This is a genomic window from Pelagibacterium lentulum (assembly GCF_003992625.1).
GTDB lineage: Bacteria > Pseudomonadota > Alphaproteobacteria > Rhizobiales > Devosiaceae > Pelagibacterium > Pelagibacterium lentulum.
In genome coordinates, this window is record NZ_RZMW01000035.1 from 17,779 (window position 1) to 35,679 (window position 17,901).

The following is a 17,901-nucleotide window of genomic DNA, read 5'->3' on the forward strand; positions in this document are numbered from 1 at the left end:
GATACCACCTTATTCGCCCGGCCACTGAAGCTCGCCATCGACATACAGCGAGGCAACTAGATCCGGGTCCATCATGTCCTCAATCGCAGGTAACGTCCTGAGATCTCCATATTGGGCGACCATGGCGTGCTCGGCCTCCCAGTCAGCGATCGACTGAACTCCTGGCGCCTTTCCGGTTGCACGCACCCATCCCGCCTCAACCGCCCAGGTTCGAGCCTGCTGGTCCGCCGGAAATGCCGAGCCCTGATTGTTTTCTTCCGCAAGCACGCTGATCCGCTCCACGCAATCGGCTTCATCGTCCAGACAATGATGCAGCGCCTTGAGCGTTGCACGCATGAAGTCCGCAACGACCTCTCGGTTCTCATTGAGGAACTGGGTGTTCACCTCCATCACGTTGTAAGTGCCCTGAAGGTCGTAATCGGCCGGCCGGAACTCGTTGAACGGAAGCCCCATGGCACGCAGCCGCTCGGGCTGGTTCGATGCATAGCCTACAATCGCATCGACCTGCCCACGGGTGACAACGGTCGGGTCATAATTCGTCATCCTGATAAGCTCGACCTTGGAAACATCCACGCCCGCACTGTCCAGCATCGCTTTGGCAATCGGCGTAATGTTAATGAAGTATCCCAGCTTCCGGCCCTCAAGCTCCTTGAGCGACGTGACATCCTCATGCGCAAAGATTGAGAATGGCGACGTCGTTCCATATGTCGCGACGGCTGTAAGGTTGCTGCTGTTGGCAGCGGCCAGAATAACGTCGGAAGCCGAACCCAGAGCAGTAAACTGAGCCTGACCCGATGAAACCAGTTGCTGGCCGTTTGCCCCGCCGGCGTTGATTTCAACGTCCAGGCAAAGTGCATCGAAATAACCCATTTCCTTGGCCAGGAAAACGTCGAGCTGCCCGGCACTCGCCGAGTAACCATAGCCCGACACATAAACAATGGTCCCGACCGCCGAATTGCGCTCACACGCCTCCGTACTGATTAGCACGCCCTCCGGCACGCCGGGATCAGCGCTTGCCTGTGCATCTGCTTGCGGAGAGCACCCTGCAAGCCACAAGGCTGCCAGCGCACTCAGGATCGGACCGCCGGAGGCGCACATGGCACGATAACTTTGCCGCTTAACTTTAGTCACGAGTTCCTCCCCACTCACTCAAGGTCTTCATATCCATTACCCGATTGAATCTGATTAATCAACGTTGAATATTTATTTTCGCACGAATCCCAAGTGCAAGTTGACTTGCCGCAGGAATTCTCCTCTTTCAGTGCTGATTGCCACCTCCGGATCGCTGCAGGATTGAGGAGGCTAGCGATGACAGGACAGTTTTGTGGTACCCAGTAGGCAGTGCGACGCTTGTACTCGCGAAGCCCGAACATGCGTTCGATGCGATTGCAGCCCCTGTATCAACGAGGGTCATTGGGTATGTGGATCTTGCAGTTGGACTTCGGCAGAATACTGCTTATGAGCAGAGCCTCTCAAACAGCCGCCCTTCGTGCCGTTGTCGGACAGTAGTGTCTTGGCTCTTGTCGTCCGACAAGGTCATGAGTTTGCCGCTGCCAGTGTTGCGTATCGGCTCGATATCACCCGCCAGCATATTTATCAGTGGCGAGGCAAGATGGGCCGCTGAGTGCTATGAAAAACAATTCCGGCTTCATGCACATTGCGACCGAGCGCTTTGCAAATATGGGCGCAGTGCAGACCACTTGGATTACCGGGTGTAATCCAAGTGGAAGATTGTCGAGCCGCGTTTGTATGCGCAATCTTCGCTCAACAGGCCGTGCAACTGCAGGGGATATATGGCCACCTTGCCCTGCAATTGTTATATATGCGCCAGTGCCTGATCGACGTCTGCGATGATGTCATCGATGTTCTCAATGCCCACCGAAATGCGCACAAGATCCTCAGACACGCCAGCCAATTTCAGTTCATCGGCATCAAGTTGACGATGCGTGGTGGTCGCGGGATGACAAGCCAGTGATTTGGCATCACCGATGTTGACAAGGCGGTAGATCATTTTGAGCGCGTCAATGAACTTCCCGCCAGCTTCGCGTCCACCAGCAACTCCAAAGCTGACGATTCCTGATGCCTTCCCCCCCGAAATCTTGTCACAAACGGGCTTATAGCGGTTGGTTTCGAGCCCCGCATAGTTCACCCATTTCACCTTGGGGTGGGACTGAAGGTATTTGGCGAGTTCGAGGGCATTTTCACAGTGACGCTCCATGCGGAGGCCCAATGTCTCAAGCCCCATCATAATCAGAAACGCGTTGTGTGGCGACAATGCAGCCCCCGTATTGCGCAGAGGAGCAACACGGCAGCGTCCAATATAGGCAGCGGCTCCAAGGGCGTCGGTATAGACGACACCATGGTAGGACGGGTCCGGCTCGTTCAGGATTTTGAAGCGCTCCTTGTGCGCAACCCAGTCAAACTTTCCTGAATCCACGATAATACCACCGATGGCGTTGCCATGTCCGCCGATATATTTAGTCAGGGAATGAACAACGATATCGGCACCGAACTCAAACGGACGGCAGAGAAACGGCGTGGCGACCGTATTATCGACGATCAATGGGACGCCGTGGCGATGGGCGATCCCGGCGAGCTTTTCGATGTCCACGACGTTGCCAGCCGGATTCCCGATCGACTCGCAAAAGACAGCTCTGGTGTTTTCATCGATCAAGCCGTCGAAAGCATCAAGATCATCGCCTGGAGCCATACGCACTTCGATACCCTGGCGAGGCAGGGCGTGCATGAACAAATTGTAGGTGCCACCATAAAGCTGGCTCACAGAAACAATGTTATCGCCAGCCCCGGCAATCGTCTGGATGGCATACGTGATCGCTGCCATCCCAGAGGCGACCGCCAATGCTCCTATGCCTCCTTCCAGGGCGGCCATACGCTGTTCCAGCACCGCGGAAGTGGGGTTCATGATACGCGTATAGATATTGCCCTCGACCTTGAGGTCGAAAAGATCGGCACCATGCTGGGTATCGTCAAATGTGTAGGAGGTCGTCTGATAGATTGGCACGGCGGCCGACTTTGTAGTCGGTTCTGGAGTATACCCGTGGTGAAGAGCAAGTGTTTCAAGTTTCATAAATTTCCTCCGTATCGGACGTCGCCATGATAGGCTCAGCCGTTCTAGGATGCCATCGCCTGCCGATTAAATTATGCCTAGTGCGGACATGGCGTCGGCGACCCGGACAAATCCTCCGATATTGGCTCCCGCCACGTAATTTCCAGGCAGACCATATTCATCGGCAGTCTGCGCGCAGTGATCGTGAATATCTTTCATGATTTCGGCCAGCCGTTCCTCGGTCTGCTCGAACGTCCAGGAATCGCGCGAAGCGTTTTGCTGCATTTCTAGTGCACTGGTGGCTACACCACCCGCATTGGATGCCTTTCCCGGCCCAAAAAGAATACCGGCCTCTTGAAACATGCGCACCGCCTCCGGTGTACAAGGCATGTTTGCGCCTTCAACAACGGCCAAGACACCGTTTTCAACAAGAGACCGGGCATCCTTGCCAGTCAGCTCGTTCTGAGTCGCGGCAGGGATGGCCAGATCACATGGCACCGTCCAGAGCGAACCAGAAGTGCTGAAGTGCGCACCATTACCTTTGATTTCGACATATTTCTCAATGCGCCCCCGTCGTCGCTCTTTGATCTCTTTCAATAATTCGACATCGATGCCGTCCTCATCGACGACGTAGCCGCTCGAATCTGAACAGGCCAAGACCGTTGCCCCCAGCCCGATCAGCTTTTCCATAGTATGCAAGGCAACATTGCCCGAACCTGAAACGACAGCCTTTTTCCCAGCCAAGTCGATGCTGCGGTTTCGCAACATCTCGGCCAAGAAGTAGACCGCGCCGAACCCTGTTGCTTCCTTGCGAACCCGAGAACCGCCCCAACTTAAGCCTTTACCAGTAAACACCCCCGACTCATAGCGATTGGTCATACGTTTGTATTGGCCAAACATATAACCAATTTCCCGCTGCCCCACCCCGATGTCACCGGCTGGAACGTCGGTATATTCACCGATATGGCGAGAGAGTTCGGTCACGAATGCCTGGCAAAACCGCATAATTTCTGCGTCAGATTTGCCTTTGGGATCAAAATCGGACCCACCCTTGCCGCCGCCAATGGGCATACCCGTTAGAGCATTTTTGAATACCTGCTCAAATCCAAGAAATTTTACGATCCCCAGATTGACGCTGGGATGAAACCTCAATCCCCCTTTATATGGTCCCAAGGCAGAATTGAACTGAACGCGAAACCCCCGGTTGATCTGAACCTGTCCATCATCATCCATCCAGCAAACGCGAAAAATGATCTGTCTCTCGGGCTCACAAAGCCTCTCGATCAGCCCTGCATCCCCATAGTGTGGGTGCTTGGCAACCACCCGTCCCAGACTATCGAGCACTTCTCGAACCGCCTGATGGAACTCTTCCTCGCCCGGATTGCGTAGAAGGACCTGTGAAAAAACTGGTCCGAGAAAGTCGTCTGTAGCGCTCATGTCCGGTTACCTTTTTAGTTTATGTTGAGGCGCGAGGGCGAGGGGGTTGCCCTCGCGCCAATCGCCATCGCGCAGTGTTGGAGACCTGTACGACAGCAATAGGAGATCATGCGGCAGATGGGCCAGGATCATCGCCCGGCTTAGGGACGGAACGTCGGAAAGCAGGTTGTGGACTACCGCTGTGGCTTGCCACCAGATGTAAATTGCCCGTCGTCTTGCGTGCCTTGCTTTCCGCTTCCGGTTGATAGAGCACTTTATGGATTTCGAGCGCGACCACGCGCCCACCAAAATCAATCTCGATTTTATCTCCAGCTGCCTGACCCAAAAGCCCGATCCCCCTGAGGCTGGCGACCGACTGGTGATCCTGACCCGGCACATAATGCTCGATTGGTACAAGCCGACGCTCTTGTGACCATTGGTCATCGACGGTGAAGGCGACGCGAGATCCAATCGTTACAACCTCGGCGGGAAGATCGTCGGCAAATACAATCTGGGCGTCGTCTAACTTCTTGCGGATTGCAGCGATGAGAAGTTCGTCGCCACCTAAATGGTCAGCGAGCATCGTTTCCAGAATTGAAAAATCGCGCGGCGTGACACTTGGACGTCTGGACATGCACATGAGGATTCCACCTTCGAGTAAAATGCGGTTCATTAGATGTGACCAGAACGGCATCATGCCGGTCTGGTCTCTTGATCCAAACTTGAGCACCGCTGGCAGCTCGTTATTGAGGTATCTCATGTCACTGGCCCTGCTGCACACGATTGACGGTCAGCGACAGGCGTCGACCGTCCCGTGCGGTCCAGGGGATGCTTTGCCCCTCACGCAGACCGATGAGTGCTGCACCGATCGGGGTCAGTACAGAGACCTTTCCCGATGCGATGTCTGCGTTACCGGGGAAAACCAATTGAAAGGTGCGGTTAAATCCGTCCTCCGTCGTGAAGGAAACGATCGATCCCATCCGAACGGCATCGTCAGGCAGTTTACCTTGGTCAACGACACGCGCACGATCCAGCTCGTTCATCAGTTGGTCCGCGACACTCGCCATTGGACCAGAAATTCCACTGGCCATCGTCATCAGTTTTCCATGATCCTCGACGCCAAGGATCAAGCGCGGCAAGGCCGTTGATTTCATTGCAGTTTGAGACATGATTGCACACGATCTTCGCCAGCAACGCGGCTGGCAGTCCAATGTTGAGAAAATTGTGAAGGCACCAAAGACGCTGATCGTGCATACGATGAGCGCACCTCCCGAAGCTCGGAAGGCACAAATAGCCGAGCTTCGGGTTACAGTCCTATTACGGGCTGTCCCATGAGCATTTCCTGAAGTGTCAAACGCGCTCGGATAGTCATAAGTTTATAGCTAGTCCTTTGTACGGGGAAGTCAAGTCTGGGCTAGGGCATGCGACCAGAGGTCCGCCTAACTGGATTGACGTGACGAAAGGGAGCAGTCCAGCGACTGATCGCCTATCTTGTTTTGCGAACCAATACTATCAATCGCGCAAGAGGACACCGGACAGTCGCTGATGTGACACATTGCGACGGAGCGGACCGGAACGCGGCATAGGCACAGGCCAATGGTCTGGTAGTGGTTTCAAACACCACGGGCATCGCATCGCGGCCCGCGGAATGGTTTCTGTACAATGACGACAAGTAAAAGGGCTGACAGAATTTCGCACACCGGCCTCCATTTACGCTTGCGCGACGAAAAAGAACGAGAACTCAAAATGGTCCCGAGGCGGTGTATTGACGCTAGCGCAAAACACATTCCCCGCCCCGGGGGGAGGTGAGTGCGCCGATTGGCGTTCTGGTACAGGCAGTTTTGATCGACTTGCGGAGCATAGATATCAACATAGCGCCCAAAGTGGTCTTTGCAAGTAGGCGCGCCACGCGACAAAAATGCTCAGTTGACATAATTATTATCGACGCTAGGTTTTCTGAACTATGAGCACCTATGGCTTCAAAAACACTTTTAAGTCTGCGCCTACAGACCGGGATGCCTAGCCCGGAAGCTGCGAAACACTTTGCACTTCCGGGAAAACATTCACGACAACTTTAATTCTTTAGTCGGCTTCAACTTTACCCGGCGGAGGTTCGTGATGGCACTCTCAAGTGTTTCGTTTGAAATAGAATTCACAATCGATAATCTATCGAAATCGCGCAAGGCAGCACTGAGCACCTTAGGTCAACGCATTGGCACGCTCAGACCTGCGATATTTGCGCATGACATTACCCGTTGCTTTCTGGCACGTGAGATGCTGGGATCGACTGCCATAGGGTCAGGCGTTGCAGCACCCCACACCATCTTTGAGCAGGTCTGCCCTCCTCTGATTCATGTGACGCACCTGAAACACCCCGTCGACTTCCGCGCTGAAGATGCCCGTCCAGTAGATGTGTTGCTGTGTGCCGTGGGCAATCGCCATGACATACGCTGGCTGCATATTGCTCTGCCCCGGCTGGCGAGACTTGCCAAGCTCCCCCACTTGGCTGCCAAGTTACGCGCGGCTAAGTCTGGATGTGCCGTAGAAGATATTCTGGCAAGCGTTGGCATCTACTCTGAGCGGACCATGCCGAAAAAAGCAGCATAGCGCGATGACCATTTTAGTGACCTGGAGGCGAACTCAAACAGGAGGATCGCCCCTGGTCAGCACATGAGTGCGGCCAGGGACGATATTCAAGCATTCCAAATTTCGAAAATTTTTCCCCTCCAGTCCCAGAAGCCTCTGCGGACGTATTGAAGGTTATGGCAAATGGCAAAACGCAAGGGCGACCAGCAACGCAAACAGCCCAAAAAGAAAAAACAGAAGCAAAGTCTCGCTCCTGACTCGGTCACCGGCCTGATATCGGGATCGGGTGTACCGGAGGCCGGCAAGCGAAAAGCAAAATAAGCCGCATTGGGGGCAGAAGAACCGCTGCCCCCAACTCTCCATTTTCAAACGAGTACCACTATGCTTTCCCGCCCCCCAATGTCGCCTCCCGCCAATACCAACACGTCATATGGCACAATTTGGCAAGTCGCCTTGCCGTTGATGGTCCTGGCACTGGGACACACCATTTCCAATCTGGTTCGAACGCTTCCGGCAGTTTCAGCTGATCTGGTTGCACGGGATCTGGCTCTATCGGCAGGCGATATCGCTGCAGTGACCGGGGTTTATCACCTGGCATTTGCTGCCGGACAAATTCCAGTGGGCGTTGCGCTTGACCGCTACAGCGTCAAGGCCGTCGTCAGCACACTGTTGGGTGTAGTGGTTGTTGGTTCGGTTTTGGCAGAGTTTGTGCAAGGTGCCACGGGTTTTGCAATAACCCAGATTGTACTTGGGATAGGAACTTGCGGAATGCTTTTATGCCCTCTCACCTATGCCGCGCGAACGACGGACCCAAGCCGGTTTGCTCTTTGGTCTGCCGTCATTTTGGCAATCGGCAACACCGGCATGATACTCTCGGCCAGTCCAATGGCATGGCTCATCGAACATCATGGCTGGCGACTTGCCTACGGTTTGCCTGCGCTGTTTGCGCTGCTTGTCCTTATTATCGTGCAGCTGGCCATTCGACCAGTTCGTGCATCGAACGATATGCCTGCGAGCATAGGTTCAGAGGTCCGGGAAGTGCTAAAAATTGGCATTTCACCGGCGCTTCGCGGCGTTATTCTCCTCGCATTTGTGTCTTTTGCGGTGATGATCGGTGTCCGCGGAATGTGGGCCGGCCCTTGGTTGATGGAGGCAAAGGATATGGCCAGAGTTTCCGCTGGGAATGTCTTGCTCGCCTTGACGCTCATGTTGATTACCATGCCCATGGTGGTGGGGCTCATCGAGAAACGTTTTGGTCGCCCCTACGCGCTATTGGCAATCGGCCACGTCCTTGCTGGTGTTGCACTCATACTGCTACCGGCTGGCTCGGATAATGGATTGCTGGCACGAGCTTTCGGCGCTGAAACTCTCTCGGCAAGCTTCGACATAACACTGGTTGTTGCATTCGGCATCTTCATTTCGGTGCAGCCACTCTTGTTCGCGCTTGGTCGTGCTGCAGTCGAGCCTCGGCATGCTGGCAAGGCGCTTTCGGCAGTGAATTTGTCCTTCTTTGTCGGGGCAGCAGCCATTCAAGCGGTCTCAGCGCCGGTGAACGCGTCATTTGGTCTTGCGGGCGTTTTGATGTTTCTAGGCATGCTTAGCATGGTGGGTGGTTTTGGGTTCTGGCTTCTGCAAAGCCGCACGTCCCTTGATGGCGGATGAACCAATCTGCAAGAAAGGTGACACCTGCAAACGACGAGCCGGGTGTTCTTGACGGCGATTGGACGGCGCTACTCTTCGACAGTCGATGCAAAGATGAACACTGGACCATTTTTTGAAAGTCTAATTTATTTCTCATCTTTGGCACTGCCCGTGTTGCGCGCTTAGCCAGTGCCGAAATCGTCCAGCGAATCCGTCATACCTTGTTTGGACCTGTCGCGGTTTGTTGCCGCTCCTTTGATATCATGTGGCGAGCGGGTAACCTCCGTGAAAATGCACCTGGAACCAAACATCTGCCCTGGCAGAATGGCCTGTAGTGTCGGGCTGAGACCAATTGCCGCCGGGTGGTCGTTGGTGGCGATTCTGCGGTATGGTCAACCGTCCTGTATTTTTTGAAAGAACCAGCACGACGATGACGTGACAGGCTTTCCTTTTTGCAACTGAGGTTGGCGAAGATGAACAAGCCGTTTGTTATGTTACGTCCTGAGATCACCCGGACACATGCATTGATCCTTATGGATTGGCTGGAAGATGAACGCGTCACCCGCTTCCTGAGCGATAAGAGCGGTGTTTCGCACTTTATCGAACAAGCCATCAACCGAACCCAGATGCCGATTCTGACACACCTTTTCAATCAGGGCGGTCGCTTCTTTATGGTCCACAACCGGGATGATGTCCCGGTTGGTTTTGTCAGACTGGTCAAAAGTGGCATGGACTGCGAGATCGTTTTGGCTATCGGGGACCACGACAATTGGGGGCGCAGGCTCGGTGGAAGTGCCATCGTACAAAGCCTTAAGCTCGCGTTCTTTGACATGCGAGCCAGGCGTGTCATCGCCAAAATTCACCCTGACAATGCCCGTTCGCTGAGAGCGTTCAAGCGATGCGGTTTTCTCGCCGCTGACGAGAGTTCTACGAGTTTTTCCCTGTCTATGGATGTCGGACGGTATCTGCAGTTACTGCGGGCAGGTGCCATGTCCGAGGACGCTGGGCTCTTCATCACGACGGCGGACAAATCACGCCTTGAAGACCTCATTGCTGCAGATCGGGCGCCTAAGGTATTCGAACTGGAACATGAAATCGAACGGGCGTCCATCGTCGATCCTAAGCGTATCGCTGCCGATGTCGTCACGATGAACTCCAAGGTGGTGTTACAGCTGGCAGGGGAGTGCAAGGAATTGACCCTTGTCTATCCGCAACAGGCTGACGAACAATTTGGCAAACAGTCCGTGCTTTCCGATGTCGGTGCAGCGATCCTGGGCTATCGGGAAGGCGACGTGGTCGACTGGATGGTCTCTGACCGCCCCCAGGAGGTCACTATTCAGACGCTCATCTACCAACCTGAAGCGTCCGGCGACTTTCACCTCTAATTGGTGTCAGAGTAGAAGGTGCCCGACGGATCGAGCTGTCGCGGCATCCTCGCCAGGCTGCCTTATTGCATAGACGTCCAGACAACGGTTCTGCGCCAGCGTTGCTGTCGCAAGGGGTCATTGCGCGCAGCGGCTAACGACCCGCCGTTGTTAGCCGTCGACGGAAAAAACTGCTCCAAGCTTGATGCTGTTGAAGGTCTGAAAAGTATCGGTCCAGACATCTACCGGTCGGAATGGGAATGATAATGTTTGAAGAAGTTGCTTTGGTTGCAAGCCGGATCGGCTTTGCGTTGGCTGCCGGCGCGGCAATCGGCTTCGAGAGAGGATTCCATGGTCGTCCTGCCGGATTCCGTACACATGCACTGGTTTGCCTAACATCGTCCCTCCTGATGCTTGTGACTGTTTTCCAAAGCAGTTGGATGACTGAGATGCCGGTGGACGCGATCCGCACTGATCCAACACGGATGGCCCAAGGCATCATGACCGGCATAGGGTTTCTGGGCGCGGGCGTGATCTTCAAGCAAGGAGCGAACGTGCGAGGACTGACTACGGCCGCGACAGTCTGGATTACGTCGGCATTGGGAATACTGATAGGTATCGGTTTTTACCTGCCGGCCTTGGCGGGCGTTGTGGCAACACTTCTGGTTCTTTCTGGGCTTCGTTGGGTAGAAGCTCATCTCCCAAGATCGTACCACGCCTCGCTTTGGGTCAGGTTCGAACGAGAGCTGGCATTGTCGGAGGTTCAGCTCCGGGACGAAGTCATAAAAGAGGGGTTTTCGGTACATAATCTTTCCCACCGACTTACAGGCGGGGGTGAAGCTGTAGAATATCGTGCGACTATCCAAAGACGAAAAGGTGTTGCGCTTGATGGCCTTTCGACTCGACTACGCGCAATGCCGCAGGTAACAGAATACAGGATCATGCCAACTGGGGATTGAATCTAAGTCAAGGACGTATTCATCCCGCTGTAGGAAGAGGAGGAGGCACTTTACTAGACGGTGGAGGGCTACTTCTCGGAGACCTACGACGCTGCATCGCAGGATGCCCGGAATGTTGTTGCTTTCGTCATGACGATATATCGGTGCCGTCTGGCGTCCAGCTTCTACGCGCTCAGGAAAACATTGGAGAACCGCAGAGCTTGCGCAGTTGATAAGCGGCGACACGAGGGAGACGCTGCCGACGAAACGGAGGCAGCCAGCGCGGCTGGGCCTAGTCGCAGCTTAAGCTGTTCGATAGCTGGTATACGGACTGGAACGCCCGCACCGGCGCGCAGAAATACGCCTGTCCTCCTTGGCTGGCACGATCGTGCGCCGTGACCGGGCAGAAAAGCCCTCCGGATGGAGGGCCCTTTTTCTTATCGACACATGGCCGGTGAAGCAGCGGCGGACGCTGCGGACCGGACCCGGAACACGCGCCGCCTGCCGCTCTAGCTGACGGCGACGAGGCCGCCAGAGCGCAGCCGCTCGATCAGCGCCATTTCCTCCGAGGTGAGGGTGATGCCGTCCGCCATCGCCTTGCGGCGCGCCGTGAAGCGGCGCTGCGAGGGCAGCCTCGCCCCCTGCCCCGCAATGGCCTCGAACAGCACTTCCGCGCGTGCGAAGGGGTCGCCTCGCCGGCTGCCGGAGAAGCGCTCCGGGCTGAAGGCCAGGATCAGCTCGCCATGATGCGGCGCCAGCGTCGTCGTGCCCAGATAGTCGAGCGCCTCGGCGCTGGTCAGGTCGCCAATCATTGCGCCGGCCAGAAGTTCGACCATGGTCGAGATCGCCGAGCCCTTGTGGTCTCCGAAAGGCAGCATGGCGCCATCCAGCGCCGCGGCCGGGTCAGTGGTCGGCTGGCCGCCGGCATCGACGGCCCAGCCCTCAGGCAATTGCTGGCCCGATTGACAGTAAAGCTCGATTTCGCCGCGCGCGGCGACGCTGGTGGCGAAGTCGAACACATAAGGGTCGCCGCCGGGGCGCGGCCAGCCGAAGGCGAACGGATTGGTGCCCAAAAGCGGCTTCGTGCCGCCGGCCGGCGCGACGGCGGCGTAGCTGGGGCACATCGCTAGCGCTGCCACGCCCATGGCGGTCAGCGTCTCGATCTCGGGCCACAGGGCGGAAAAATGCGTGCAGCGGTTGATGACCAGCGCCGCGACACCCAGCTTGCGGGCCCGCTCGGCCAGCACCGGCGCACCAAGCTCGAAAGCCGGGCTGGAAAAGCCGTTGGCGGCATCGACGCGGATGACGCCCGACCCCTCGTCCTCCAGCGTCGGCAGCGCACCTGGCACCACCTTACCGGCCTTGACCGTACGCAGGCAGCCCTCGATGCGATAGACGCCGTGCGACTTGCAGGCGTCGCGCTCGCCGGCGGCGATGATCGTCGCCACCGAGGCGGCGGCAAGGGGCGAAAGTCCCGCCTTCAGGAAGATCTCGCGGATCGTCGCCGTCAAGGTGTCGAAGGTCAGGGTGGTTTGACTCATGTCGGCTTCCATTCTCGCGTAAAGGGTTCACCGGGTCGGCAGGCGCGGCCCGGCACGCCCGATCACGGCTTGCAATCTTGAATACACACTGTATGCAAGATTGCGTCTCAGATGCAAGCCCGCGGCCGCGCGATGTCTCGACTGTTGATTGTCTTCTCTATTCGGCGTGTTGACGTCAAACCTTTCGTCAGAAGGCAAAAGAACGATGCAGCCGACGCTGAAGCAATCGCAGAAGCGGCCAACCGCCCCACCATGCGGTATGTCGAGCCCAAGAGCGAGCAGCAACAAGCTCGTGCAATGGAGTTTCGAACGCGAGATGGACTTACCCCGAAAAAGTGGAGGGACTTTCTGATAGCTTAAAGAGCAACACGAGGCTTCTATGGGAAACAAAGACCGCCAACTCTTCACGCCAGAGTTCAAGAAGGAAGCTGGCCGGCTGACACAAACCAGTGACCGAACGATCGGCCAGCTGGCTGCGGACCTGGGCATAGGTTTGTCGACATTGACACGCTGGAACCGCCAATATCGGTATGCTGAAATCCTCGCCGGTCCTGACGATGATAGTGCGAAAGAACTGGCACGATTGCGCAAGGAGAACGAACTGCTTCGCCAGGAGCGGGAGATTTTGAAGCGGGCAGCAGCTTTTTTCGCCAAGGAGGGAGCGAGGCCCGGAGCACCATTGGGTCGAGCGACCAGGCCGAACGATGAGATTCAAGCTTATCGATGAGGCGAAAAAGGATTTCCCCATCTATTGGCTTTGTCAGGTTCTTGAGGTCAGCCAAAGCGCCTATTTTGCTTGGAAAGGGCGTCCTGCCAGCGCTCGACAGCAGCAAAATTTGGTTCTTCTGGCTCAAATTTCGCCCTCAGTTCAACACGTCGAACCAGACCTAGGCGCACCCCGCATGCACGCTGAACTGACGGAAGATGGATTTTCCGTCGGTCGTCATCGCATCGCTCGTCTCATGCGGGAGAATGGGCTGAAGGCATTGCAAAAGCGGCGCTTCAAGAAAACCACCGATAGCCATCATGGCGGCCCGGTGGCCGCCAACTTGCTGGCCCAGGACTTCTTTTGCACGGGGCCGGATCAGAAGTGGGGAGCTGATATCAGTTATATCTGGACCAATGAGGGTTGGCTCTATCTGGCGATCGTGCTCGATCTTTACTCCCGGCGCATCGTGGGATGGGCAACCAGCGACTGGCTCAAGTCGAACTTGGCGATCAGTGCTTTGAAACGAGCAATCGCTTGACCTGAGCCCTCAAACTTCCTCCATTTTTTGGTAGAGTCCGCCCACTTTTGGAGACGGACAATTAAGCGCAGCAGGTTCACTGAGGAACAGATTATCGCGATGATCAAGGAGCAGGAGGCGGGGATGCCAACTGCGAAGGTCTGTCGCAAGCACGGCGTCAGCAGTGCCAGTTTTTATAAATACAAGGCGACGTATGGCGGCAAGGACGTCTCTGAGACTATCAAGGTTCGCCAAGCATCGTTTGCGCACGTATATCGCGCGCAAAGCATCGCCCAGTCCTACGAACCTGCAAAAAAAACAAATGGCGATGACGACCAGTCTTACCGCCCAGCGCTGCTCGCACCGTTGGGGATGAGCGGTGTCGGCTGCACTGGTCAAAGCTTTGTGGTCAGTGAACGCGTTCGAACTGGAGGCCCGCGAGAAGACATCCTTCAGCTTCGGTAACGGTGAAGCTGGAGCCAGACTTTGTAATGGGGCAGGTCATCGGAAAACTGGCGTCGCCGAGCGCGCCTGTCGCATCGGACATGCACAAGTTCGCTCTCCGTGCGCGAGTAGGTTCCCTCGACCAAACGGCCCCGCGCATTTGAAAGCGCAAACCGATTGTCATCGCCAAGGATCAACGTCAGGTCAGACGCGGTATCACCGTTACCCACGACAAACCACTCAGTGGTGCGGGCAGCGTCCGCTGTTGCGCTTACCTCACCCCGCGCAGTTTCGGTGGCCGCCAGTTCCTCGACCTGGGGTGGCTGAGCCGATAATCTGGCCGAACTTGCGCACGGACGCGCCTTCCGCAGTGGCCTGGATGATGACCTTGTGCCCGATGGAAATGCGCCGGGCACATAAAAGATCGGGCCCAATCTCGGCTTTGGCCCGCACTTGATCGAGTGTCACTGCGACATTGTCGCTGGCGTTCAACACCAAGGCGGCGTGGTTTCGGGGTTCGTTCATGTCCCTGTGCTCAGGCGTTCGATCTTTTGGGCATTGGAACGCGGACATCGACGATACCCGCCTCCATGAGCGCCTGCCAGAAGGCGTCGGGGATGTCCTCGGCAAGATAGTCCAGCGTCTGCTCGACTGAGCCGGGCCTCGTCATTCCAAAAACCACCGAGGCGATTGCCGGATGACCAAGGGAAAACTGGGCCGCCGCTGCCGGCATTCTAATCGCGAATACCTCGCAGATCGACTGCACCACCTCGATCTTCTCGATGACGTGTCCAGGAACCGCGCCGTAGTCGTAGGTGGCGCTTTCCGCGCCCTTGGCCAGAACGCCGGAGTTGAAGACTCCGACATTGACAATTCCGACCCCCTTCCGTTCCGCCATAGGCAGGCAGTCGGACAGCGCGGGCTGCTCGATCAGGGTGTAGCGGCCGGCGAGCATAACAAGGTCGATATCGGTTTCGGCCATGAAATCGGATGCGACGTCGGATTCGTTGACCCCGATCCCAATAGCCTTGACAAAGCCTTCGCTGCGCAATCGGTCCAGCGCGCGATAGGCGCCCTCTATTGCGACCCGATAATGGCGGTCGAAATCCGTACCGAGATTGCGGCGGTCCAAGTCGTGAATATAGACGATGTCGATATCGGCCAGCCCGAGCCGGGCATGCGACTGTTCAAGCGAACGCATCGTGGCGTCATACGAGTAGTCGAGCACAGGCATCAGATCGAGGGGCGCTGCCCACATGCCAGTGTCGTAAGCCCGCCCCCGCGGCGGGACCATATAGCGGCCCACTTTGGTCGAGATCTTGTAATCGGCGCGCGGTTGGCCGCGCAGGAACTGCCCGACCCGCAACTCGCTCAACCCAAAACCATAAAGCGGCGATGTGTCGAAATACCGTAGTCCGCCGTCCCACGCCGCCTGCATGGTCTGCTGAGCTTGGACTTCACTGATCGCGCGTGACAGATTGCCAAGGCCCGAACCGCCAAATCCGAGGCGCGGAATATCAACCTGGTTGCTCATGGCGCTACGCCTCGCCTTCGCTCAGCGCGTCACCGAACGCCGCCCGTAGCCTGGGACAAGTGGCGCTGCCGGCATCCGATGAACCCGCCCAGGAGAGAAACCCCCTGGCCCGCCGTTCGATCTTGGCTGTATGGTTGTTGGCGATATCGGCAATACGATGATCGAGGAAAGGGTTGTCGAACCGCTCCCGGCACTGCGCCCAATAGGCGAATGCACCATCGTCGGCTGGAAAGGCGGGGAGAATGTCTTGCGTCACGATACTGTCCAGCCAGGCGCGGGTCTTCGCATCGGTCATCGCCTCGCGCACCGTCAGTCTTTCCGGTGCACCACGATCGAGCCAGCGTTGCGCGAGAAGGGTATGGCTGAGATTGAGGATAAAGAGTTTCTTGCGCTCGATAGGCCCCAGATCGGGAACGACCACCATCTGATCATGGGTGCACGGAGGCACGAAGCCGGGTCGGGCTTCCAGCGCCCAGAGCGCGTATGGCTCGGCCACGGCCCCAACCGGGTCGATTGGCTCGGAAACGATGCGGTCGACAAGCGCATTGACGAAAATGCAGCGATCTTGGACCCAGCGCACGAACGCCGCGTTCCCCGCACCTCGGCGCGCAAGATCGAGAACGATGCCCCGCAGAGTGTCGCCGTTGCGCGAGATGAGTTCACAGGGCAAAAGGGTTAGCGGAGTTCCGCTGGCCTCGAAGCGTTCGCGCAGCAGTGCGGTAAGCAATTCGGGGAAACCGCTCCACCCATTCAAAGTGGGATCGGGGTCTTCCGGCACCGCATATCCCTTATCGCCCGTGTTGCTCAGCACATAACGCGCGTTGATGAAGGCCTCGCGCAGCGCGGGGACATCGGTGCGCGCCGAAAGCCCAGCTTCAATCCCACGCACGTCATAGGTTGTATCCCGCGTCTTACCATGTTCGAGGCCACGAATGCGCACCGGGAAAGGATGTCCTTTGGCAAAGGCAGCGACCCGCGCGCGGCTGGCCGGTGAGCCGGTGGTTTCGATCACCGTGACGGCCCCGACCTCCTGCCCGGCGTCACGAGCCTGGGACAGCATCAGATCGGCATGGGCCTGCAGGAACCGGCTGGTGCCGAATTGGACAATGGCGCTGGTCATGAAACCTCAACAATAGCCTTGATCACCGTATCGCGATTTTCGAGCAGGTCATTGAATTGATTGGCCAGCGTGTCCAGCCGGGCGCTGTGGGTGTGGACGGACTTCGTATCGATCTCGCCGGCCTTGAGCGTTGCAATGACCGTCTCAAAGTCTTCACGCGTTGCATTGCGGCTGCCCACAAGCTTCATCTCGCGCTTGTGGAATTCTGGGTCCGCGAAGGTAACGGTTTCGGTCACGACGCTGACGAGCACATAGGTTCCGCCATGCGCAACATAGGCGAAGCCCGCTTCAATGGCGTTTGCGTTGCCTGTAGCATCGAAGACCACGTCATAGCCCTCCCCGTCGGTCGGGGCCATGACCGCATCGGCACCTCTGTCCACGCTCATGGCGCTGTCGAACTCGAATTTTTCCGCAATCATCTCAAGCCGCTTGCGACTGGAATCGAGTAGGTGCACCTGGGCACCTCGCAGCCGAGCGAAGAGCGCTACGCCCAAACCGATAGGTCCCACCCCGACAACCAGTACGCGATCGTTTTCCTCAACCTCCGATCGGCGGACGGCATGCGCGCCGATAGCAAGAAATTCGACCATCGCCGCCTGGTAAGGTTCGAGGCCCGGCGCAGGATAGAGATTTTCCGCAGGCACATAAATCCGCTCACACATCCCACCGTCGCGGTGCACCCCCAGTACCCCGATATTGTAGCAGCAATTGGGCTTGCCTCGAAGGCAGGCCCGGCAGGTGCCACAGGCGACATAAGGATTGACGATGACCAGATCGCCTTTGGACAACGCCCCGGCGTTTTCAGCGACGCGTCCAGACAATTCATGCCCCATGACGCGAGGGTACTGGAGATAAGGGTGCTTACCCTCAAAGATATGGTAGTCGGTGCCGCAGATACCCACATGGCTGATATCGACCGGTACCCAGCCTTCCCCAGGGCTTTGGGGAAACGCACGATCCTCGAGGCGCAATGTTCCGGGTTGCTCGCAAACGAGCGTTTTCATGGTGTATTCCTAAGCGTCAA

The 17,901-nt window shown here is 56.8% G+C and carries 15 protein-coding genes and 3 pseudogenes; 8 read left to right on the plus strand and 10 right to left on the minus strand.

The genetic code is table 11. From position 1 onward, the window contains the following. Positions 1 to 9: 9 nt before the first annotated feature. From EO133_RS10395 to rnk, 5 genes are all read right to left on the minus strand, one after another. Complete coding sequence (locus EO133_RS10395) at positions 10 to 1,131, minus strand: ABC transporter substrate-binding protein (protein WP_206513500.1); 1,122 nt, start codon at positions 1,129 to 1,131, stop codon at positions 10 to 12. Between the two features lie 685 nt (positions 1,132 to 1,816). Continuing rightward, positions 1,817 to 3,088 carry an O-acetylhomoserine aminocarboxypropyltransferase/cysteine synthase family protein gene (locus EO133_RS10400; protein WP_127072582.1) on the minus strand — a complete coding sequence of 424 codons (1,272 nt, stop codon included), beginning with the start codon at positions 3,086 to 3,088 and terminating at the stop codon, positions 1,817 to 1,819. Between the two features lie 66 nt (positions 3,089 to 3,154). Then, positions 3,155 to 4,504 carry an NADP-specific glutamate dehydrogenase gene (gene gdhA, locus EO133_RS10405; RefSeq protein ID WP_127072583.1) on the minus strand — a complete coding sequence of 450 codons (1,350 nt, stop codon included), beginning with the start codon at positions 4,502 to 4,504 and terminating at the stop codon, positions 3,155 to 3,157. 106 nt (positions 4,505 to 4,610) lie between these two features. After that, complete coding sequence (locus EO133_RS10410; protein ID WP_127072584.1) at positions 4,611 to 5,243, minus strand: GreA/GreB family elongation factor; 633 nt, start codon at positions 5,241 to 5,243, stop codon at positions 4,611 to 4,613. A 1-nt stretch (position 5,244) separates the two neighbouring features. Then, positions 5,245 to 5,652 carry a nucleoside diphosphate kinase regulator gene (gene rnk / locus EO133_RS10415; protein ID WP_127072585.1) on the minus strand — a complete coding sequence of 136 codons (408 nt, stop codon included), beginning with the start codon at positions 5,650 to 5,652 and terminating at the stop codon, positions 5,245 to 5,247. A gap of 874 nt (positions 5,653 to 6,526) precedes the next feature. On the opposite strand from rnk, the gene EO133_RS10420 reads away from it, so the two are divergent. The 5 genes from EO133_RS10420 to EO133_RS10435 all read left to right on the plus strand — a co-directional run bounded on the left by EO133_RS10420 (position 6,527) and on the right by EO133_RS10435 (position 11,033). Then, positions 6,527 to 7,090: a PTS sugar transporter subunit IIA gene (locus EO133_RS10420; protein ID WP_164734975.1), complete on the plus strand. Its 564-nt coding sequence runs from the start codon at positions 6,527 to 6,529 to the stop codon at positions 7,088 to 7,090. Positions 7,091 to 7,252: 162 nt separating this feature from the next. Beyond that, positions 7,253 to 7,390 (plus strand): hypothetical protein, encoded by a 138-nt coding sequence (locus EO133_RS20250; protein ID WP_164734976.1) that lies wholly within the window; start codon positions 7,253 to 7,255, stop codon positions 7,388 to 7,390. Positions 7,391 to 7,531: 141 nt separating this feature from the next. After that, positions 7,532 to 8,731 carry an MFS transporter gene (locus EO133_RS10425; RefSeq protein WP_244640714.1) on the plus strand — a complete coding sequence of 400 codons (1,200 nt, stop codon included), beginning with the start codon at positions 7,532 to 7,534 and terminating at the stop codon, positions 8,729 to 8,731. Between the two features lie 452 nt (positions 8,732 to 9,183). Continuing rightward, entirely contained in the window at positions 9,184 to 10,095 is a 912-nt protein-coding gene (locus EO133_RS10430) for a bifunctional GNAT family N-acetyltransferase/nucleoside diphosphate kinase regulator (RefSeq protein WP_127072588.1), read from the plus strand. Positions 10,096 to 10,340: 245 nt separating this feature from the next. Next, a complete protein-coding gene (locus tag EO133_RS10435; RefSeq protein WP_188681858.1) occupies positions 10,341 to 11,033 on the plus strand; it encodes an MgtC/SapB family protein in 693 nt (230 codons plus the stop codon). Positions 11,034 to 11,521: 488 nt separating this feature from the next. On the opposite strand, the gene EO133_RS10440 is transcribed toward EO133_RS10435, so the two are convergent. After that, positions 11,522 to 12,553 (minus strand): Ldh family oxidoreductase, encoded by a 1,032-nt coding sequence (locus EO133_RS10440; protein ID WP_127072590.1) that lies wholly within the window; start codon positions 12,551 to 12,553, stop codon positions 11,522 to 11,524. A gap of 174 nt (positions 12,554 to 12,727) precedes the next feature. Here EO133_RS10440 and EO133_RS10445 point away from each other — a divergent pair. The 3 pseudogenes from EO133_RS10445 to EO133_RS10455 form a co-directional block, all read left to right on the plus strand. Beyond that, a pseudogene (locus EO133_RS10445) lies at positions 12,728 to 12,889 on the plus strand (IS110 family transposase); the annotation flags it as partial. Positions 12,890 to 12,932: 43 nt separating this feature from the next. Beyond that, positions 12,933 to 13,794: pseudogene (locus tag EO133_RS10450) on the plus strand (IS3 family transposase); the annotation flags it as partial. A 66-nt stretch (positions 13,795 to 13,860) separates the two neighbouring features. Next, positions 13,861 to 14,031 (plus strand): annotated as a pseudogene (locus tag EO133_RS10455) (transposase); the annotation flags it as partial. 468 nt (positions 14,032 to 14,499) lie between these two features. Here the strand turns inward: EO133_RS10455 and EO133_RS10460 are convergent. The 4 genes from EO133_RS10460 to EO133_RS10475 are packed head-to-tail and all read right to left on the minus strand — an operon-like array spanning position 14,500 to position 17,881. Further along, on the minus strand, positions 14,500 to 14,748 hold the full coding sequence (locus EO133_RS10460) for a hypothetical protein (protein ID WP_127072591.1): 249 nt from the start codon (positions 14,746 to 14,748) through the stop codon (positions 14,500 to 14,502). Positions 14,749 to 14,758: 10 nt separating this feature from the next. Further along, entirely contained in the window at positions 14,759 to 15,757 is a 999-nt protein-coding gene (locus EO133_RS10465) for an aldo/keto reductase (protein WP_127072592.1), read from the minus strand. A 4-nt stretch (positions 15,758 to 15,761) separates the two neighbouring features. Continuing rightward, complete coding sequence (locus EO133_RS10470) at positions 15,762 to 16,877, minus strand: mannitol dehydrogenase family protein (protein ID WP_127072593.1); 1,116 nt, start codon at positions 16,875 to 16,877, stop codon at positions 15,762 to 15,764. Continuing rightward, positions 16,874 to 17,881: a zinc-binding alcohol dehydrogenase family protein gene (locus EO133_RS10475; protein WP_127072594.1), complete on the minus strand. Its 1,008-nt coding sequence runs from the start codon at positions 17,879 to 17,881 to the stop codon at positions 16,874 to 16,876. The genes EO133_RS10470 and EO133_RS10475 overlap by 4 nt, the downstream gene beginning before the upstream one ends. Positions 17,882 to 17,901 lie beyond the last annotated feature (20 nt).